Raw genomic sequence first — 19,253 nt, 5'->3', positions numbered from 1 at the left:
AGGCTACGGCCGTACCGGTTAAGGTAACCCAATCTAATAAGAAACTTTACTAAAAGCCAGCGCGCGCCGACATCCGGCGCTGCCGCACAGCCGAACTCTAGGATGACGCACCATGGCCGCAGTTTCCCAGCCCGGCACCCCCCGGCTGCTCCGCGCGCTCAACGACCGGGCCGCCCTCGAGCTGCTGCTGGCGCGAGGCCCGCTGACCCGATCCCAGCTCGGCGAGCTGACCGGCCTGTCCAAGGTCACCGCCTCCCAGCTGGTCGAGCGGCTGGAGGAGCGCGGCCTGGTGCGCCGGGTCGGCGAGCAGGCGGGTGGCCGCGGCCCCAACGCGCAGCTCTACAACGTCGCGCCGAACAGCGCGTACGTGGTGGGCGTCGAGGTGGGCGACGAGCACGTGGTGGCCGCCTGTGCCGACATCACCGGCGCGGTGGTGGGCCGGGTCGAGGTCTCCACCAAGCCCGACGCCAACGGCGGCGGCGAAGACCCGGTGCGGCTGGTGCACAACGCCGTCGTGCAGGCGGCCGAGCAGGCGGGCGCCTCCCTCGGCGACGTGCGCCGCATCGTGCTGGGCACCCCGGGCCTGGTCGACCCGAACACCGGTGACATCGTCTTCGCCTTCAACCTGCCCCGCTGGCAGCGCGGCCTCGCCGCGGCCCTGCGCGACGACCTGCACACCACCATCGTGTTCGAGAACGACGTGAACCTCGCCGCCGTCGCCGAGTCGCACGCCGGCGCGGCCCGCGAGGTCGGCGACTTCCTGCTCGTCTGGATCGGCCAGGGCGTCGGCCTGGCCGTCATGCTCGGCGGCCGGCTGCACCGCGGCACCGCCGGCGCGGCCGGTGAGATCGGCTACCTGCCGGTGCCCGGCGCGGACATCCCGCGCGAGGTCAGCCGGCGCGGCAAGGGCGCGTTCCAGCAGGTCGCCGGGGCGGACGCGGTCCGCCAGGTGGCCCGCGAGCACGGCTTCCGGTCCGGCACCGCGGCCGAGGCGGTCAAGGCCGCGATCGCGGCGGGCACCAAGGGCGGCCCGGTGCTCGACGAGGTCGCCCGGCGGCTCGCGCTGGGCGTGGCGGCCTCCTGCATCGTGCTCGACCCGCCGCTGGTGGTGCTGGCCGGCGAGGTCGGCGCGGCGGGCGGCACCCCGCTGGCCGAGCGCGTGCAGCACGAGGTCGCCGCGATCAGCCCGGTGGCCCCGCGGGTCGTGGTGACCGGCGTCGCCGACGAGCCCGTGCTGCAGGGTGCGCTGCTCACCGCCCTCGACGCGGTCCGCGACGAGGTCTTCGGCTCCACCGTCGACTGATCAGGCCAGGTCTCGGCGGCGGAAGTTGGCGAACGCGGCGGTGATCAGGACGGCGGTGAGGCCCGCCACCACCATGCCGCCGCTGAGCCGGGTGATCACCAGGTCGCCCGTGCCGTCGAGGCCGTGCCAGTAGGTCAGGTCGCCGGAGACGAACGCGGACAGATAGCTGGACAGGAAGTACGGGTCGTACGGCAGCATGCCGCCGATCTCGAAGACGATGCGCGCGCCCGCCTCCCAGATCAGGAAGTAGCCGACCGCGATACCCAGCGCGGCCGCCGTGTGGCGGGCCAGCGTGGCCAGCGCGAACGCGCTCGCGGCGGCGGCGGTCGAGAGCGCGACGGCACGCCCGCCCAGCGCGGCGAGGTCGGCCCAGAAGGCCACACCGGGTTGGCCGGTCCAGCCCGAGGTGTAGGCGATCAGATAGAACGTGCCGATGTAGAGCGCCGTGAACAGGGCGGAGAACACCGCGACGCAGCCGGTCAGCGCGGTGAGCTTGGCCCCGAGGATCGCGGAGCGCTGCGGCCGCCACAGCAGCAGGTTGGTGATCCCGCCGCTGCTCATCTCGGCCCCGATGAACGACGCGGCGATCACGAAGGCGAAGAAGCTGAGATAGATCGCCAGGAAGACGGTGAGGCCTCCGATCTCCTGCTCGAACACGAAGGCGTCCTCGAGGTAGCGCGAGGACTCGACGTCGGCCGGGTTGCCCGCGGCGTCGCAGCCGCCGGGGAACGCCGCCTCCGCGGCCTCCTTGTCGACGAGGAACTTCTCCTGGCAGTTCAGCTTGAACCGGACGAGGCTCTCGCGCCGCTCCTCGGCGGTCTTCTGGGCGGCGGCCCAGACCCCGGCGTCGGGTCGCGTGGAGTTGGCCAGCGTGGTCGCCGCGGTGACACCGAAGACGGCGAGCAGGCCGAGCACCATGATGTGGGTGAACCGCCGCGACAGCAGCCGGCTCACCTCGGCACGTACCAGATTCATGCCCTCTCCTCGCTTCGCTCGTCGACGGCATGTTGCCTGAGCCTGCTGATTCGCTCGCTGCGCTCGCTCATGCCCTCTCCTCGCTTCTCACGTCGAGGTTGATCAAGTTGTCGGCGGGTGGGCGGCGGCGGGTCGGCACCGCGATCTGCGGGGGCGCGTCGGCGGCGGGCCGGGTGCCGGTGAGATCCAGGAAGACGCTCTCCAGGTCGGGGGTGAGCGGCGTCAGCTCGGTCACCCAGAGGCCGGCCCGGCCGAGCGTCTCGCTGATCGCGGCCGGGCCGCTGACGCCGCCGACGAACAGCACGCCGTCGGCGGAGCGCACCGTCGCGCCCGCGGTCCGCAGCACCTGCGCGGCCTGCTCGGGGTCGGCGACCCGGACCAGGTGCTCGCCGGTGTCGTGCCCGGCCAGCACCACGGACACGGGCCCGTGGGCGACCCGGCGACCCCGGTCGATGATGGTCACCGAATCGCAGACCTGCTCGATCTCGGACAGCAGGTGGCTGGAGAGCAGCACGGTCACGCCCTGCTCGGCCAGCTCGCTCATCAGGGTGCGCATGGCGTGGATGCCGGACGGGTCCAGCCCGTTCGCGGGCTCGTCGAGGATGAGCAGCTCGGGCCGCTTGAGCAGGGCGGAGGCGACGGCGAGCCGCTGGCGCATGCCCAGCGAGTACACCTTGACCGGCTCGTCGGCGCGGTCGCGCAGCCCGACCGTGGTCAGCACCTCGTCGACCCGCCCGCGGGGCAGCCCGCCCGCGGTGGCCAGCAGCTGGAGCGTCTTGCGGCCGGTGAACGGGGTGAAGAACGCCGGGCTCTCCACGATCGCGCCGACCCGGTGCGCCACGCTGCCGAAGTCGGCGCTGGGCGTGTCGAGGATGCGCATCACGCCTTCGTCGGGCCGCAGCAGGCCGAGCAGCGTACGCAGCGTGGTGGTCTTGCCCGAGCCGTTGGGCCCGAGGAAGCCGTGCACCTGGCCCTTCTCGACGTACATGTCGAAGCCGTCGAGCGCGGTCTTCTCCTCGCGCCACAGGCTGTGGAACGTCTTGCACAGCCCGCTGATCTCGATCACGGCGGTCACAGCGCCTCCCCAATCGGTCTGTGTGCCGCCTCACCGTATGTGATCCGGCGGCGCTCGTGGGGTCCCGGTGTCGGCCGGACTGTGATCTGGCTGGCAGGTCTGCACCCCGGCGGGCGCGGCCGTGATTGGATATCGGCTGTGTCAGGACTGCACCGCGTCGCTCAGACCGTCCACGAGGTGAACCGGGCGGTCGCCCCGGACGACCCCGATCTCGTGATCGCCGCCGAAGGCGTCGACGTCGTCCGCGAGGGCAAGCACCTGCTGCGGGACATCTCGTGGCGAGTGGAGCTCGACGAGCGCTGGGTGGTGCTCGGCCCGAACGGCGCGGGCAAGACCACGCTGCTGCACCTGGCCGCCGGCCGCGCGCACCCGACCAAGGGCACGGTGTACGTGCTCGGCGAGCGCATCGGCCGCGTCGACATGCACGAGCTGCGCACCCGGATCGGCCTGTCCACGGCGGCGCTGGCCGAGCGGGTGCCGCCGGGCGAGCTGGTCCGCGACGTGGTGGTCACCGCGTCCTGGTCGGTGGTGGGCCGCTTCCGGGAGTCGTACGACCCGATGGACGAGGCCCGCGCCGGCGCGCTGCTCGACGAGTGGGGCATGGCCGGGCTGGCGCAGCGCCAGTACGGCACGCTGTCCGAGGGCGAGCGCAAGCGCACCCAGATCGCCCGTGCCCTGATGACCGACCCGGAGTTGCTGCTGCTCGACGAGCCCGCGGCCGGGCTGGACCTGGGCGGCCGCGAGGACCTGGTAGCCCGGCTGTCCGAGCTGGCCGCCGACCCGGACGCCCCGGCGCTGGTGCTGGTGACGCATCACGTGGAGGAGATCCCGCCGAGCTTCACCCACGCGCTGCTGCTGCGCGAGGGCGGCATCGTCGCGGCCGGGCCGATCCCGGAGACGATCACCTCGGACAACCTGTCGGCGACCTTCGGCCTGCCGCTGGAGGTCACCTCGGTCGAGGGCCGGTTCACCGCCCGCGCCCGCTGACCGGCGCGTAGGCGGAATCGGCACCGGGCTTGCCCGGACCGGTCACGATCGTAGGTATGCGCACGCTCCTGAACATCCTGTGGTTCATCTTCGGCAGCGGCTTCCTGCTGGCCATCGCGTACGGGCTGGCCGGCATCATCTGCTTCGTACTGATCGTGACCATCCCGTTCGGGGTGGCCTCGTTCCGGATCGCCCGGTACGCGCTGTGGCCGTTCGGGTACACCATCGTGGAGAAGCCCAGCGCCGGGCTGGCGTCCACGCTGGCGAACGTCGTCTGGCTGATCGTGGCGGGCTGGTGGCTGGCGCTGACGCACATCGTCACCGGCATCGCGCTGTGCATCACGCTGATCGGCATCCCGTTCGGCATCGCCAACTTCAAGCTGGTCCCGGCCGCCCTGTGGCCGCTCGGCCGGGAGATCGTCGAACGTCCCTGAGCGCCTAGCGGTGCTGTTCCAGGGCGCGCTGGATGGAGCGGTAGATGCGGCCGAAGCGCGACTCGTCGGCCACGCGCAGCAGGAGCAGCTCGCGGCCACGCCATACCGCCCAGATCTCGTGCATGGCGATGCCCTGGTCGTAGCTGTGGTCGAGGCGGTGCAGCGTCCACTCCAGCGCGGGGCCGGCGAGGCCGACCAGCAGCACGACGATCGCCAGCGGCACCAGCACCCGCCCCGCCGCCCCGGGCTCGCCGACCGTGGCGGCGACCAGGTAGATGAGCCCGAGCAGGGCCAGCACCGCGCCGACCACGACGCCGGCGTTCAGCGCGCCGCGCCCGGCCAGCCGGCGCATGGCCCGCGGATCAGCGGTGATCTCGCGGTGCCAGACGTACTCCAGATCCTCGAGCCGGAAGACGCGGTCGTGGATGTGGATCGCGGTGGAGGTGATTTCCACCGCGGGATCGCGGTAATAGACGACCATCGCAGCCTCCGGCCCTCACGGTAGGCGATGCTCGCAAACCGCCTAAGCTCGTCCTATCGGCACTCGATGAGGAGGCAGCGGTGGGCGAGTTCGTGAACGTGGAAGTCGACGCAGGCATCGGCACCATCCGGCTGGAACGCCCGCCGATGAACGCGCTGAACGTCCAGGTCCAGGAGGAGCTGCGGGCCGCCGCTCAGGCCGTGACGACCGACAGCCGCATCGCCGCCGTGGTCGTCTACGGCGGGCCGAAGGTCTTCGCGGCCGGCGCCGACATCAAGGAGATGGCGGACATGTCGTACGTGGACATGTCGGCGCGCGCCGGTGCGCTGAGCAGCGCCTTCGACGCCGTCGCCCGCATCCCGAAGCCGGTCGTCGCGGCGATCACCGGGTACGCCCTCGGTGGCGGCTGCGAGCTGGCGCTGGCCTGCGACTGGCGGGTCGTGGCCGACGACGCCAAGCTCGGCCAGCCCGAGATCAAGCTGGGCATCATCCCCGGCGCGGGCGGCACCCAGCGGCTGGCGCGCCTGGTCGGCCCGGCCAAGGCCAAGGACATCATCTTCTCCGGCCGTATGGTCGACGCCGAGGAGGCGCTGGAGATCGGGCTCGCCGACCGGGTGTGCGCCGCCGACATGGTGTACGACCAGGCCAAGGCGCTCGTCGCCGGTTACGTGAACGGCCCCGCACAGGCGCTGAAGGCGGCCAAGCTGGCCATCGACGGCGGCCTGGACCGCGACCTCGCGGCCGGTCTGGCCTGGGAGTCCCAGCTGTTCGCGGCGCTGTTCGCCACCGAGGACCGGCGCGAGGGCATGACCGCGTTCGTGGAGCGCCGCCAGCCGAAGTTCATCGGCCGCTGACACCGCCGCGACCGGGCTCCCTACCCGGTGTCGGCCTGCATCGGCGCGCCGCCGGGTCCACGTGCGGCGCGCCGGACACGCATACGCGAGAGTTTGTGAGTCCTCTTCATATTTTCTCGCGTGCTGGATAGGCTCCCGGCACACGAAGGGACACGGTCATGGCTGAGACCTCTGACATCGCTATTTCGGGCCACGGCGGGCAGCTGGCGCTCGCCGCGCTGCAGGCCGCGGGCGTACGCGAGATGTTCACCCTGTCCGGGGGGCACGTCTTCCCGGTGTACGACGCGGCGCACCAGGCGGGCTTCCCGTTGTACGACGTACGGCACGAGCAGACCGCCGTCTTCGCCGCCGAGGCGGTCGCCAAGCTGCAGCGCCGGCCGGGCGTCGCGGTGCTCACCGCCGGTCCCGGTGTCACCAACGGCGTCTCCGGTCTGACCAGCGCCTTCTTCAACGCCGCGCCGGTGCTGGTGCTCGGCGGTCGCGCCCCGCAGTTCCGCTGGGGTTCCGGCTCGCTGCAGGAGATCGACCACCTGCCGATCGTCGCGCCGGTCACCAAACACGCCGCCACCGTCACGTCCACCGACGACATCACCGCGGCCGTGACCACCGCGCTGGAGCACGCGCTCACCCCGCACCGCGGGCCGTCGTTCCTGGACCTGCCGCTCGAAGTCGTCTTCAGCACCGGCGACGGCAAGGCGGTCGCGCCGCGGATCGACGTGCTGGAGCCGGACCCGGACCTGGTCGAGCAGGCCGCCCGCCTCATCGCCGCCGCACAGCGGCCCGTGATCATCGCCGGATCCGACGTGTACGGCGGGGACGCGACCGAGGCGCTGCGGGCCGCCGCCGAGGCGCTGACCGTGCCCGTCTTCGCCAACGGCATGGGCCGCGGCTCGCTGCCCCCGAGCCACCCGCTGGCCTTCGCCAAGTCCCGCCGCAAGGCCCTGGACGGGGCCGACGTGGTCGTGGTCGTGGGCACCCCGCTGGACTTCCGGCTCGGCTTCGGCGACTTCGGCGCGGCGCAGGTCGTGCACGTCGTCGACGCGCCGAGCCAGCGCGCCCAGCACGTCTCCGTCGCCGTGTCGCCCGCCGGCGACCTGCGCGCCGTCCTCACCGGCCTCGCGGAGTACGCGGGGGAACGGGTGGACCACGGGGACTGGGTGGCCACGCTGCGGGCCGCCGAGCAGGCCCAGGCCGCCAAGCACGAGCTGGAGATGCAGGCCGACACCGACCTGATCAAACCGGCCCGGGTGTACGGAGAACTGCGCAAGGTGCTGGCCGCGGACGCGGTCACCATCGGCGACGGCGGCGACTTCGTCTCGTACGCCGGGCGCTACCTGGAGCCCTCGGTCCCCGGCAGTTGGCTCGACCCCGGCCCGTACGGCTGCCTCGGCACCGGCATGGGCTACGCCATGGGCGCCCGCGTCACCTACCCCGACCGCCAGATCTGCGTCCTGATGGGCGACGGCGCGGCCGGCTTCTCCCTGATGGACGTCGAGTCACTGGTGCGCCAGCAGCTCTCCGTCGTCATGGTCGTCGGCAACAACGGCATCTGGGGCCTGGAGAAGCACCCCATGCGCGCCATGTACGGCTACGACGTCGCCGCCGACCTGCAGCCCGGCCTGCGCTACGACGAGGTCGTCAAGGCCCTCGGCGGCGGCGGCGAAACCGTCGCCAAGGCCGCCGACCTGCCCGCCGCCCTCGACCGCGCCTTCTCCGCCGGCGTCCCCTACCTCGTCAACGTCATCACCGACCCCGACGACGCCTACCCCCGCTCCGCCAACCTCGCCTAGAGCAGAAGGAAGGGCACCTTCACATCGCTCCGCGATGTAGAAGGTGCCCTTCTTAACACCCACCCGGCTGGCGCGCAGGCCACGCGTGGTGCGTCACTTGCGGAAGACGAGCCAGTCGACGTTGACGAAGTCGGCGGGCTGGCCGCTGGCGAAGGTCAGGAACACGGTGTGCTTGCCGGTCACGGCGCTGACGTTGCCGGGCACCTCCCGGAAGCTGCTCCACCCGCCCGTGTTGGCCAGCGAGAAGCTGCCGATCGGGGCGCCGGCGAGGCTGTCGATCCGGACCTCCACCGTGCCGCTGACCCCGCTCGCGGCCCCGGAGGACACCCGGGCGAGGAAGTCCTTCGGCGACGTGCCGCCGAAGTCGACGTTGTCGTAGCGGGCCCAGTCGCCGCCCGCGATGTAGCCGATCTGGTCACTGCCGGGCACGATCCCGGATTGGGCGTTGTACGACTCCGCCTGGATCGTGCTGTACGCGCTCCGGGTCCCGCTGCCCGACGTCGGTGCCGGCGAGCTCGGGCCCGCCGTCGGGGTGGAGCCGCCGCCCTTGGTGTACACGGCGACGTAGTCCACCAGCATCGGCACCCCGGACCTGGTGCCGCTCGTCGGCGTGGAGTATCCGGCCACGCCGTTCGGGAACGCGCCGCCCATCGCGACGTTGAGCAGGATGAAGTAGCCCTCGTGGCTGGTCATGTTCGACCAGTACGAGCCGACCTGGTTCTGCGTCACGGTGAAGAACTGCACGCCGTCGACGTACCAGCGCAGCACCTGCGGGCTCACACTCGTGTCCCACTCGATCGCGTACGTGTGGAAGTTGCCCTGGCAGTTTGATCGTGGTGGCGGCGGCGAGGCCGGCGAGGGCCGCGTGGCGGCGGCGCTGAGCGGGATTCGGCGCGTGGGCGGGCGCCGGTCGAGCGGGGGTCACGGGAACCTCCATCGAGGAATGATGTCCGCGGCCGCCGGGCGGCAGTCGCGAGAGAGCGCTCTCGCGCTTTGTAGACGGTCGCCTCCGCACCTGTCAATGGCCAGGATTCAGGTGATGTTACCGATCACCTTGTTAACAAATCTGACCATGGGGTATGCGTTGAGGCTTGAACTAGAGAGCGCTCTCTGGCATGAGGCGATCCGGTGGTCACCGGGCTGTCGTCACGGAATAGTCGCTTAGCGTAGCTAACTAGTCACTTTGCGTACGTCTTGCGCGTTGATGAATCGGGTTTTGACCCGTTTCAACCAGACAGGGGACACCGTGTCACGTAGACACCTACTTTCCACCAGTGCGGTGCTGGCCATGACCGGCGCACTGGCGATCGGCGCCACGCCGGGTTCGGCATCGGCGACTCCCGGAGGGTCGGGCCGGCTCGAAGCGGCCTCCTCCGCCGGGACCGCGCCCGGCCGGGCTGCCGGCACTGCCCAGAACTCGGCACTGGTGGTGACCGACCTGCGCATCACCAAGGAGGACACTCCCGACCCCGTGTACGCCGGGCAGGAGCTGACCTACACGATCTTCGTCACCAACGCGGGTCTGGCGACGGCGACCGGCGTGACGGTGACCGACACACTGCCTGCCGGTGTGCAGCTGCTGTCCTCGACCCCGCCGTGCACCGGGACGAACGTGCTCACCTGCTCGGTGGGTGACCTGCTGCCGGCGCAGACCGTCCCGGTGGTGATCCAGGTCGGCCTGCCGGCCGACTTCCAGCCCAGGTCGCTCACCAACGAGGCCACCGTGACGGCGACCGACCTGCGGGATCCGCTTCCGGGAAACAACACCGCGACCACGATCACCGTGGTCAAGCGGGCAGCTGATCTCGCCGTCACCAAGGTGTGCAAGCCCGACGTACCTGCCCCGGCGGGCACCCAGGGGTTCTGTGACATCTACGTCGACAACCTCGGGCCGTCCGATGCGGTGGGGGTGGAGTTGACCGACGTACTCACCTCGGCCGCACCGTTCCAGCTGGTGGGCGTACGCCTGCTCGCGCCGGACACCTGCCAGCCGACGAGCTCGGGTCCGGTCACCAGGCTCGTGATCGAATGCGACCTGAGCACGATCCCAGCCGGCGGCCGGAAGGTCGTCCGGGTCACCGCGTCGGCCGATGACGTCACCCAGATCAACGACGTGGCCACGGTGCAGAGCACGACCAAGGACCCGGACACCTCCAACAACAAGGCGACCGGGCGGCTCGACTTCGTCGGATCGGCCGATCTGACCCTGGACAAGAGCGGTCCGGCCACGGTCGTGGCAGGCACGCAGCTGAAATACGAGATCAAGGTGACGAACGGCGGTCCGTCCACCGCGAACGACGTGACCGTGCGCGACACGCTGCCCGCCGGGGTCAGCTTCGTTTCGGTGACCTCGCCGTCGGGGACCTGCACCAACGGCCAGCCGATCGCCCGGGACCTGGTGTGCGGCCTGGGCAACCTGCCCAACGGCGCGACCGCGACGATCACCGTCGTCGGGCTGGTGGCGCCGGACGTGGTGCCGGGCACTCGCCTGTTCAACGAAGCGGTGGTGTCCAGCGCGACCGCCGACCGGGACAACAACGACGTCCGTGAAAGCGTCCCGACCGTCGTCAGCGCGTCGGCTGATCTGTCCGTGACCAAGACGGACTCCCCGGCGTCGGTTCTGGCGGGCAACAAGCTGACCTACACCCTGACCGCCGCGAACGCCGGGCCTTCGGACGCGCAGGTGACCGTCCTGACCGACACCCTGCCGGCGGGCACCGCCTACGTGAGCGGTGTCGACGGCAACGACACCACGGTGTGCACCCTCGTGCAGCCGAACCAGGTGGTCTGTGCGCTGGGTGTGCTCCAGGCGGGCCAGACCAAGAAGGTCTACCTGACGGTGCTGGTGGCACCGTCGGTCGCCACGGGCACCACGCTGACGAACACGGTGAAGATCTCGTCGGCCACGCCCGATCCGACTCCGGGCAACGACACCGCCACGAAGACGACGCCGGTGACGACCTCGGCCGAGCTGTGGATCGACAAGACCGGCGAGGTGACCTCGAAGGACAAGCGGACGGCGACCTTTGTCCTGACCGTGCACAACGACAAGGGCTGCGAGACCAGCACGGTGGCGACGCCGCAACCGAACTGCGGCGAGGGCGGCCCGTCGGATGCGCAGAACATCGTGGTGCTGGACAAGCTGCCGCTGAAGTCGAAGGACGTCGAGGTCGAGTACGTCTCCCCGCAGTGCGCCTACGCGAAGGAGACCCACACGGTGACCTGCACCGCGGCGAGCCTGCCGGCCGGCGCGACGGTCGCGTTCGAGATCCGGTTGAAGTTCAAGGACGACTGCAAGATCGAGAACACGGCGACGGTGAAGAGTTCGACGCCCGACCCCGTGCTCGCCAACAACACGAACACGATTGCGCTCGCCGTGAAGAAGTAGTCCCGACGGCACGACCCACCCGACGGCGTCGGGACGGGTGAGCCGGCGGCGAGCAGAAGATCCAGGTGAGTGGTGGCCGTTTCCGCGGCCACCACTCACCTGGATTCGTTGCGGCGGCCGTCAGGCCGTGACGGGCGCCGGCTCGGCCGCCGGGATGGCGGATGCCGCTGCGGGGGTGCGCCCGGCGACGATGACCGCGCCGAGGGCCCACGGGATCCAGACGAACTCGGTCAGCACCCGCAGCAGGGCAGGGGAGACCGGCAGCCACGGGATCATGATCAGCCCGTGGTCGATCGCGCCGAGCAGTGCGAAGGCGGCCACGATCAGCGTGGTCGTGCCCAGCTTGCGGGCGTGGGTACGGCGCAGGGCCAGGCCGAGCAGGGCGAAGCCGGCGCCGTACAGGGCGAGGCCGATCGGGTGCAGGACGCTGCCCATCTCGACGGTGCCGAAGACACCGACGGTCAGGCCGCCGACCGCGAGCAGCAGCCCGGCCAGCGCCCGCTTCGAGGAGCGCAGGCGGCGGTAGTAGAGGCCGATCGCCAGCAGGCCGAGCACGACCGCGCCGCCGAACGCCCACTTCACCTCGATGCGCTCCAGCCCGGAGGCGGCGTACTCGCCGTACCAGTCGCAGTCCGACGGCAGGTGCTGCCGTCCGCCGTCGTAGCCGGCGCAGGCGTACATCTTGAGCGTCCCGGCGGGCTCGCCGAGGTAGCGGTGCGAGCCGATGGCAGGCAGGTCGTCGTCGCCGCAGCCGGGCACGGTACGGATGTTCGTGGCGGACATGTCCGTCCAGCAGCTGCCGACACCCTGCCCGTCCCACCAGAAGTTCAGCCCGTTCGGCTTGGCCTCGCCCTGCTCGCTGACCCCCATGACGTTGTCGAGGTAGCGGTTGTGGTGCGAGGTGTCGAACTGCTGCGCGAACTCGGTGTCGTTGCGTACGAAGCCCGGCACGAAGCTGGTCACGAAGCCCGAGTACTTGTTCCCGTAGATGTGGTTGCCGCGCCAGATGTTGTAGTTGCCGCCCGGGTTGACCACGCCCGCGCCGACCGGCAGGCCGACCGCCGGGCACACCACGCCCTGCTCGTAACCGCGCTCGGCGAAGGGCTTCTTGCAGGTGCCGTCGACGATGTGCCGGTAGTAGTCGGTGTTGTTGTTCGCGATGACGTTGTTCTCGAACTTCGAGTGGTTCTGCGGCATGCCCGGGTGGTCGGGGAAGGCGCTGTCGGTGGCGATGCCCGCGGTGTTCTCGGTGAACACGCTGTCGTGCACCCAGACCGAGTCGCCGGCGGTGCCGGAGTAGCCCAGCGTGTTGTGGTGGCCGTAGCAGCGCTGGATCTCGACGGCGTAGCGGGGCACGTCGTGGCCCCGGTCCTTGTTGATGTTCGAGGCGGCGCCCGGGTAGAAGGCGGAGTCGCCGTTGCCGTAGCCCTCGCAGTCGGTGTAGAGGCCGTGGTCGACGGCGAAGGTGAGGAAGGCGTACTCGTCGTTCCAGCGGCCCATGGTCCGGTCGACGACGAAGCCGTCGGTCTCCATGATGTAGAAGGCGTTGAACTGCGCCCGCTGCGCGGACATGTTGCGGAAGTACACGCCGTCGGCGTTGTCGGCCCGGATCGCGTTGAGCTTCTTGTACTGCGCGTCGACGAGCACGTCCTCCGGCTTCGCGCCGGTGCCTTCGAGCTGGAGGTTCTTCTTGCCGAGGATGGCGACGAGGTTGGCCAGGTGCGGGCAGGCGAGCTGCTGGTCCCAGGTGAGGACCGGGTAGCCGTAGATGCGGCCGCGCACCGCGCCGTTCTCCATGGCGGCGCACTCGGGGCTGGCCGGGGCGGTGCTCGGCTCCTCCAGGTACACCCCGGGCAGGATCTTGATGTTCGTGCCGGGCAGGTGGGCGGCGTCCACGGCCTGCTGGATGTGCCGGTACCCCTCCTGCTGGCACTGCGTCCACAGCTGCTCGTTCGCGGTCTTCAGCTCGGCCGGGTAGCCGGCGATGCGGGTGGCGAAGTCGGCCGGGTCGGTCTTGCAGACCAGCAGCGTGGGCCCGGTGGTGCGATAGGTGGGCACGCTGCCGGTGCCGTCCAGCTCGCGGGTGGCCCGCTCCTCGTGCGCGGAGGCCGCGGTGCCCGGACCGAGTATGGCGATCGCCGCCACGGCGACGATGCCGAGCAGACGTGTGTATGCCTTCATGGCGGCGGAGCCTAGAGAAGGTTTCACGTTCTGGCCAGACCCCGCGCCGCGACGCGCTGCTGTTCATCTGTCCGGGTGGGGTGCCTGGTGCAAACATGAAAAGTTCTCTAAACTCCGCCGCGACGGGAATCACACTTGGCCTCGAGGACCCCCCATGACCGAGCCGGCCACGCTTACCACGGCTGACCCCGCAACGCCCCCGCCTGCTCCGTTCGCCGAGCCGGAACGGCCGGTCACCGGTCGCTGGATCAGCCTGTTCGCGCTGGCCTGGCTGGGCATCTGGATGGCCCAGCTGACCCCGGTGCAGCTGCTGCTGCCGATTCAGGTCGAGGCGCAGCTCAAGTCCACGGACTGGGTCGACAACGTGGTGGCCTTCGGCGTGGTGTCGGGCATCGCGGGCGCGTTCGCGCTGATCGCGTACCCGCTGACGGGCGCCCTGTCCGACCGCACGGTGTCGCGCTTCGGCCGCCGCCGCCCCTGGATCGCCTTCGGCGCGCTGCTGTTCGCGGCCTCGCTGGTGGTGCTCGGGCTGCAGAACGGCATCGTCGGCATCGGCGTCTGGTGGACGCTGACCCTGGTCGGCTTCTGCGTGCTGACCGCGGCGCTCACCGCCACCATCTCCGACCAGGTCCCGGTGGGCCAGCGCGGCTACATCTCCGGGTGGATCTCCGCCCCGCAGGCGATCGGCACCATCCTCGGCATCGTGCTGGTCACGGCGCTGGCACTGAGCCAGTTCATCGGCTACTCGCTGATGGCCGGGCTGCTGGTGCTGCTGGTGCTGCCGTTCGTGCTCGGCGCGCCCGACCAGGTGCTGCCGCGCGCGGCCCGGCCGCCGTTCAGCTTCCGTGAGCTGGCCGCCGGGTTCTGGATCAGCCCGCGGCGCTACCCCGACTTCGGCTGGACGCTGCTCAGCCGCATCCTGGTCAACGTCGGCAACGCGCTGGGCACGACCCTGCTGCTCTACTTCCTGATGTACCACGTGAAGGTGGCGAAGGCCGAGGACGAGCTGCTCGTCCTGACGCTGATCTACATGCTGTTCGTGGTGCTGGCCGCGCTGTTCCTGGGCCGGCTGTCGGACCGTTTCGGGCGGCGCAAGGTCTTCGTTCTCGTCTCGTCGGGTCTGCAGGGCGTCGCGGCGGTGCTGCTGGCGTTCTTCCCGAACCTGACCGTGGCCACCGTCGGGGCGGGCCTGCTGGGCCTGGGCTACGGCTGCTTCCTGTCGGTGGACCAGGCGCTGGCCACCCAGGTGCTGCCGGACCCGGCGGCGCGCGGCAAGGACCTCGGCATCATGAACATCGCCACCGCGGTGCCGCAGGCGGTGGCCCCGCTGCTCGGCGCGTTCGTGGTGGCGCAGTGGGGCGGTTTCGGGACGCTGTACCTGGCGTCCGGGGTGATCTCGGTGCTCGGCGCGCTCGCCGTGCTGCCGGTGAAGGGAGTGCGCTGATGACTCTGGCGCTGCAGGTGTCGGCCCCGTCTTCGGCCCGGCCGTGGGAGGACGCCGACGCGTACTGGTCGGCCATGAACGCGGCGACCGCGGCGCTGGATCCGGTGTTCGGCGCGGTGAACCTGGCCGCGCTGTCGTACAACGCGCACGACCTGGCCCGCCGCGCGAACGGCGTGCCGATCCGCGTCGCCAGCAAGTCGGTGCGCTGCCGTGGTGTGCTCGACGCGGTGCTGGCGCTGCCGGGTTACCACGGCGTGCTGGCGTACACGCTGGCCGAGGCGCTGTGGCTGGCCGAGACGATCGACGACGTGGTGGTCGGCTACCCGACCGCGGACCGGTCGGCGATCGCGGCGCTGGCCGCTTCGCCTGAGCCGGCGAGCCGGGTCACCATCATGATCGATTCGGTGGACCACCTGGACCTGGTGGACGCCGTCGTCGCGCCGGGCAAGCGGCCGGACATCCGGGTCGCCATCGAGCTGGACTCCTCCTTCAAGTCGCGGCTGCTCGGGCACGTCGGGGTGTGGCGCTCGCCGGTGCACCGGGCCGAGCAGGCCCGCGCGCTGGCCGAGGCCGTCGTCGCCCGGCGCGGCTTCCGGCTGGTCGGCATGATGGGGTACGAAGCCCAGATCGCGGGGCTGGGCAACGCCCCCAAGGGCAGCCCGCTGCGCGGCGCGATGGTGCGCGCGTTGCAGCGCTCCTCCATGGCCGAGCTGCTGGAACGCCGCGCGGCGGCCGTCGCGGCGGTGTCCGGGCTGGCCCCGCTGGAGTTCGTCAACGGCGGCGGCACCGGCAGCCTGGAGGCCACCGGCGCGGACGGCTCGGTGACCGAGGTCGCCGCCGGGTCGGGGCTGTTCGGCCCGCACCTGTTCGACAACTACGCCCACTTCACCCCGGCTCCTGCGGCCGCGTTCGCGCTGCCGGTGGTACGCCGCCCCGCCCCGGACCGGGTCACCCTGCTCGGCGGCGGCTGGATCGCCTCCGGGCCACCCGGCCTGGACCGGCTCCCGCAGGTCGTGTGGCCGGCGGGGCTGAAGATGGTGCCTCGCGAGATGGCCGGGGAGGTGCAGACCCCGGTGGTGGGCGAGCCCGCGACCCGGCTGCGCCTGGGCGACCGGGTGTGGCTGCGGCACACCAAGGCGGGCGAGCTGTCCGAGCATGTCAACGAGCTTCACCTGATCGACGGAGACACGGTGGCCGGGGCCCTGCCCACGTACCGTGGCGAAGGAAAGGCCTTCCTATGAGCAGCACCGTGTGGCGTAACTGGAGCCGGATCGAGAGCGTGACCCCGGCGCGGGTGGCGTACCCCGGCAGCCCCGACGAGGTCGTGCGGGCGATCGCCGCCGCGCGCGCCGACGGGCTGCGGGTCAAGCCGATCGGCGCGGGCCACAGCTTCACCGGCATCGCCGTCGCCCCGGGTGTGCAGCTCGACCTGCGCAACCTGCAGGGTGTGCTGGCCGTGGACGAGCAGCGCCACCGGGTGAAGCTCGCCGCGGGCACGCACCTGTACCGGCTGCCGGAGCTGCTGAAGCCGTACGGCCTGGCGCTGCAGAACATGGGCGACATCGACGCGCAGACCATCGCCGGCGCGACCTCGACCGGCACGCACGGCACCGGGCACGCGTTCGGCGGCCTGGCCACGCAGATCGTCGCGGTCACCCTGGCCACCGCCGACGGGCGCGTCCTGGAGATCTCCGAGAACAGCAACGCCGAGCTGCTCGACGCGGCCCGCCTCGGGCTGGGCGCGCTCGGGGTGCTGCTGGACATCACCGTGCAGTGCGTGCCCGCGTTCCAGCTGCAGGCGATCGAGAAGCCGGAGCCGCTGGCCGAGGTGCTGGCCCAGTGGGAGCAGCGGGGGACGAGCGCGGACCACTTCGAGTTCTACTGGTTCCCGCACACGCAGACCGCGCTGACCAAGACCAACACCCGGCTGCCGATGGACGCCCCGCGCAAGCCGCTCGGCGGCTTCCAGCGCTGGCTGGACGACGACCTGATGTCCAACACCGTCTTCAACTGGGTCTGCCACCTGGGCAAGGTCGCGCCCGCGCTGACCCCGCCGATCAACCGGCTGGCGCAGCGGCTGACCAACAACCGGGAGTTCACCGACGTGTCCACGTCGGTCTTCACCACCAAGCGCGAGGTGCGCTTCCGGGAGATGGAGTACGCCCTGCCGCGCGAGGAGGTGCCGGACGTGCTGCGCGCGCTGGACCGCCTGATCAATCAGAACGGCTGGCGCATCTCGTTCCCGGTCGAGGTGCGGGTCGCCGCGCCGGACGACATCTGGCTGTCCACCGCGCACGGCCGCGAGACCGGGTACATCGCGATCCACCGGTTCTTCAAGGAGGACCCGCACACCTACTTCCGCCTCGCCGAGCAGATCTTCCGGGCGCACGGCGGGCGGCCGCACTGGGGCAAGATGCACTACCAGGACGCGAGCACGCTCGCGCCGACGTACCCCCGCTTCGGCGACTTCCTCGCCGTGCGCGACAAGCTCGACCCCGAGCGCGTCTTCGCCAACGACTACCTGGACCGGGTGCTCGGGGCATGATCGATCCGTCGATCCCCAGGGACTTCCAGCTCGGTGTGGCTACGGCGGCGTACCAGATCGAGGGTGCGGTGGGCGAGGGCGGGCGCGGGGTGTCGGTATGGGACACCTTCTGCGCCCAGCCAGGCCGGGTGCTCGACGGCGACACCGGGGCGGTCGCGTGCGACCACTACCACCGTTACGAGCAAGACCTTGATCTGGTACGCGACCTCGGCGCCGACGCGTACCGCTTCTCCGTCGCGTGGCCGCGCATCCAGCCCGGCGGCACCGGACCGGCCAACCCGGAGGGTCTGGCGTTCTACGACCGGCTCGTGGACGTGATGCTGGCCCGCGGCATCGAGCCGGTGGCCACCCTGTTCCACTGGGACACCCCGCAGGCCCTGGAGGACGCGGGCGGCTGGCTGTCCCGCGACACCGCCGAGCGTTTCGGCGAGTACGCCGCCATCGTGGGCGCGCGCCTCGGCGACCGGGTCGGCAAGTGGATCACCGTCAACGAGCCGCACTCGGTGACCCTGGCCGGCTACGCCACCGGCGCGCACGCCCCGGGCCACGCGCTGCTGTTCGACGCCCTGCCCGCGGCGCACCACCAGCTGCTCGGCCACGGCCTCGCGGTCCAGGCGCTGCGTGCCGCGAACGTCGCCGGGCAGATCGGCATCACCAACGTGCACACGCCCGTGGTGCCCGCCTCGGACCGCCCCGAGGACCAGCTCGCCGCCGCCCTGTACGACCTGATCGCCAACCGGGTCTTCGAGGACCCGGTGCTGCTCGGCCGCTACCCGCAGGCCCCGGAGCCGTTCGCGGAGCTGTTCGGCGCGTTCGGCGCGGCGCCCGCCGAGGACCTCGCGGTGATCAGCTCACCGCTGGACTTCTACGGCGTCAACTACTACTACCCGTCCCGGGTCGGCATGGCCGACCCGGACGCGGCCACCGACCACACGCCCGAGGGCGACTTCGCCCGGGTCGGCGAGCTGCCGTTCGCGTTCGCCGAGATCGAGGGCGTGCCGCGGACGGGCTTCGGCTGGCCGGTCAGCTCCGCCGGGCTCGGCGACACCCTCGACGAACTGCGCGACCGCTACGGTGACCGGCTGCCCCCGGTGTACATCACCGAGGGCGGGGCCAGCTTCCCCGACGAGGTCGCCCCGGACGGCTCGGTGCCCGACCCGCGACGCGTCGACTACCTGCGCGAGCACCTCGCGGTGGCGCTGCGCAAGCGGGCGGACGGGCTCGACCTGCGCGGCTACTTCGTGTGGAGCCTGCTCGACAACTTCGAGTGGGCAGCCGGCTACAGCCAGCGCTTCGGGCTGGTGCACGTCGACTACCCGACGCAGCGGCGTACGCCCAAGGAGTCCTTCCACTGGCTCGCGCGCAGGCTGCGCGAACGCGGCTAGTCGTCCTTGCGGTCCTGCTGCCGCAGCTCCTCTTCGCGGCGGCGCAGGTCCATCTCCCACTTGCTGAGCAGCTCACGGTCGGCGGCCGCGGTCTCGCGCTGCTCCTTGGCGAGCTTGCGCAGGAACTCCGGGTCGTCGTCGGGGGCCAGGGCCCGGCCGGGCCGCTGGTACTCCGGGAAGCCGCTGCCCTGCCGCCACACCTTCGGGTTCGGTGTGCGCTCCTTGCCGACCACGAACCAGGCGATCGCCCCGATCGGGGAGAACAGCAGGATGATGAGCACCCAGCCCCAGCGCGGCAGCGCGTTCAGGCGGTGCTCCTCAGCGGACAGGCAGCTGATCAGCGCGGCTACCGTCAGCACGATCTCGGCGAGGAAGATGAACATCCACAGGCGTCCCACGGCGTAGAGCGTA

At 71.2% G+C, this 19,253-nt stretch carries 15 protein-coding genes and 1 pseudogene; 10 read left to right on the top strand and 6 right to left on the bottom strand.

The window, feature by feature from the left end; translation table 11 throughout:
• Positions 1–112 precede the first annotated feature (112 nt).
• Positions 113–1,303 carry an ROK family transcriptional regulator gene (locus Cco03nite_RS19785; protein WP_203693625.1) on the top strand — a complete coding sequence of 397 codons (1,191 nt, stop codon included), beginning with the start codon at positions 113–115 and terminating at the stop codon, positions 1,301–1,303.
• On the opposite strand, the gene Cco03nite_RS19780 is transcribed toward Cco03nite_RS19785, so the two are convergent.
• Together Cco03nite_RS19780 and Cco03nite_RS19775 are read right to left on the bottom strand one after the other, a co-directional pair.
• The gene (locus tag Cco03nite_RS19780) at positions 1,304–2,278 is read right to left on the bottom strand and encodes a DUF2705 family protein (protein WP_203693624.1); all 975 of its coding nucleotides are present in this window, start codon (positions 2,276–2,278) and stop codon (positions 1,304–1,306) included.
• A gap of 67 nt (positions 2,279–2,345) precedes the next feature.
• Positions 2,346–3,353 carry an ATP-binding cassette domain-containing protein gene (locus Cco03nite_RS19775; RefSeq protein ID WP_203693623.1) on the bottom strand — a complete coding sequence of 336 codons (1,008 nt, stop codon included), beginning with the start codon at positions 3,351–3,353 and terminating at the stop codon, positions 2,346–2,348.
• Between the two features lie 42 nt (positions 3,354–3,395).
• On the opposite strand from Cco03nite_RS19775, the gene Cco03nite_RS19770 reads away from it, so the two are divergent.
• Positions 3,396–4,340 (top strand): ABC transporter ATP-binding protein, encoded by a 945-nt coding sequence (locus Cco03nite_RS19770; protein ID WP_373314278.1) that lies wholly within the window; start codon positions 3,396–3,398, stop codon positions 4,338–4,340.
• 56 nt (positions 4,341–4,396) lie between these two features.
• Positions 4,397–4,774 (top strand): YccF domain-containing protein, encoded by a 378-nt coding sequence (locus Cco03nite_RS19765; RefSeq protein ID WP_203693621.1) that lies wholly within the window; start codon positions 4,397–4,399, stop codon positions 4,772–4,774.
• Positions 4,775–4,778: 4 nt separating this feature from the next.
• Here the strand turns inward: Cco03nite_RS19765 and Cco03nite_RS19760 are convergent, their stop codons facing one another.
• Complete coding sequence (locus Cco03nite_RS19760) at positions 4,779–5,255, bottom strand: DUF6232 family protein (RefSeq protein WP_203693620.1); 477 nt, start codon at positions 5,253–5,255, stop codon at positions 4,779–4,781.
• Between the two features lie 80 nt (positions 5,256–5,335).
• Here Cco03nite_RS19760 and Cco03nite_RS19755 point away from each other — a divergent pair, with 80 nt between their 5' ends.
• Both Cco03nite_RS19755 and Cco03nite_RS19750 read left to right on the top strand, forming a co-directional pair.
• Positions 5,336–6,109 carry an enoyl-CoA hydratase-related protein gene (locus tag Cco03nite_RS19755; protein WP_203693619.1) on the top strand — a complete coding sequence of 258 codons (774 nt, stop codon included), beginning with the start codon at positions 5,336–5,338 and terminating at the stop codon, positions 6,107–6,109.
• A gap of 158 nt (positions 6,110–6,267) precedes the next feature.
• Entirely contained in the window at positions 6,268–7,899 is a 1,632-nt protein-coding gene (locus Cco03nite_RS19750) for an acetolactate synthase (protein WP_203693618.1), read from the top strand.
• A 93-nt stretch (positions 7,900–7,992) separates the two neighbouring features.
• Here the strand turns inward: Cco03nite_RS19750 and Cco03nite_RS19745 are convergent.
• Positions 7,993–8,736 (bottom strand): annotated as a pseudogene (locus Cco03nite_RS19745) (carbohydrate-binding protein); the annotation flags it as partial.
• A 409-nt stretch (positions 8,737–9,145) separates the two neighbouring features.
• Here Cco03nite_RS19745 and Cco03nite_RS19740 point away from each other — a divergent pair.
• On the top strand, positions 9,146–11,287 hold the full coding sequence (locus tag Cco03nite_RS19740) for a CLIPPER-2 domain-containing protein (RefSeq protein WP_203693617.1): 2,142 nt from the start codon (positions 9,146–9,148) through the stop codon (positions 11,285–11,287).
• A gap of 120 nt (positions 11,288–11,407) precedes the next feature.
• On the opposite strand, the gene Cco03nite_RS19735 is transcribed toward Cco03nite_RS19740, so the two are convergent.
• Complete coding sequence (locus Cco03nite_RS19735) at positions 11,408–13,468, bottom strand: hypothetical protein (RefSeq protein WP_203693616.1); 2,061 nt, start codon at positions 13,466–13,468, stop codon at positions 11,408–11,410.
• A 154-nt stretch (positions 13,469–13,622) separates the two neighbouring features.
• On the opposite strand from Cco03nite_RS19735, the gene Cco03nite_RS19730 reads away from it, so the two are divergent.
• The 4 genes from Cco03nite_RS19730 (at position 13,623) to Cco03nite_RS19715 (ending at position 18,842) form a co-directional block, all read left to right on the top strand.
• Positions 13,623–14,912 (top strand): MFS transporter, encoded by a 1,290-nt coding sequence (locus tag Cco03nite_RS19730; protein ID WP_203693615.1) that lies wholly within the window; start codon positions 13,623–13,625, stop codon positions 14,910–14,912.
• Positions 14,913–14,986: 74 nt separating this feature from the next.
• Entirely contained in the window at positions 14,987–16,153 is a 1,167-nt protein-coding gene (locus Cco03nite_RS19725) for an alanine racemase (protein ID WP_239167495.1), read from the top strand.
• Positions 16,150–17,457: a D-arabinono-1,4-lactone oxidase gene (locus tag Cco03nite_RS19720; RefSeq protein ID WP_203693613.1), complete on the top strand. Its 1,308-nt coding sequence runs from the start codon at positions 16,150–16,152 to the stop codon at positions 17,455–17,457. Before Cco03nite_RS19725 ends, Cco03nite_RS19720 begins: the two co-directional genes overlap by 4 nt.
• On the top strand, positions 17,454–18,842 hold the full coding sequence (locus Cco03nite_RS19715; protein ID WP_203693612.1) for a GH1 family beta-glucosidase: 1,389 nt from the start codon (positions 17,454–17,456) through the stop codon (positions 18,840–18,842). Before Cco03nite_RS19720 ends, Cco03nite_RS19715 begins: the two co-directional genes overlap by 4 nt.
• Here the strand turns inward: Cco03nite_RS19715 and Cco03nite_RS19710 are convergent.
• On the bottom strand, positions 18,839–19,240 hold the full coding sequence (locus tag Cco03nite_RS19710; protein WP_203693611.1) for a PLD nuclease N-terminal domain-containing protein: 402 nt from the start codon (positions 19,238–19,240) through the stop codon (positions 18,839–18,841). The two genes, Cco03nite_RS19715 and Cco03nite_RS19710, sit on opposite strands and share 4 nt — an antisense overlap.
• Between the last annotated feature and the right edge of the window lie 13 nt (positions 19,241–19,253).

It is taken from the genome of Catellatospora coxensis, from assembly GCF_016862635.1.
Classification (GTDB): Bacteria; Actinomycetota; Actinomycetes; order Mycobacteriales; family Micromonosporaceae; genus Catellatospora; species Catellatospora coxensis.
Note: the sequence above shows the minus strand (reverse complement) of the source record. Positions and strands in the feature narration are given on the sequence as shown.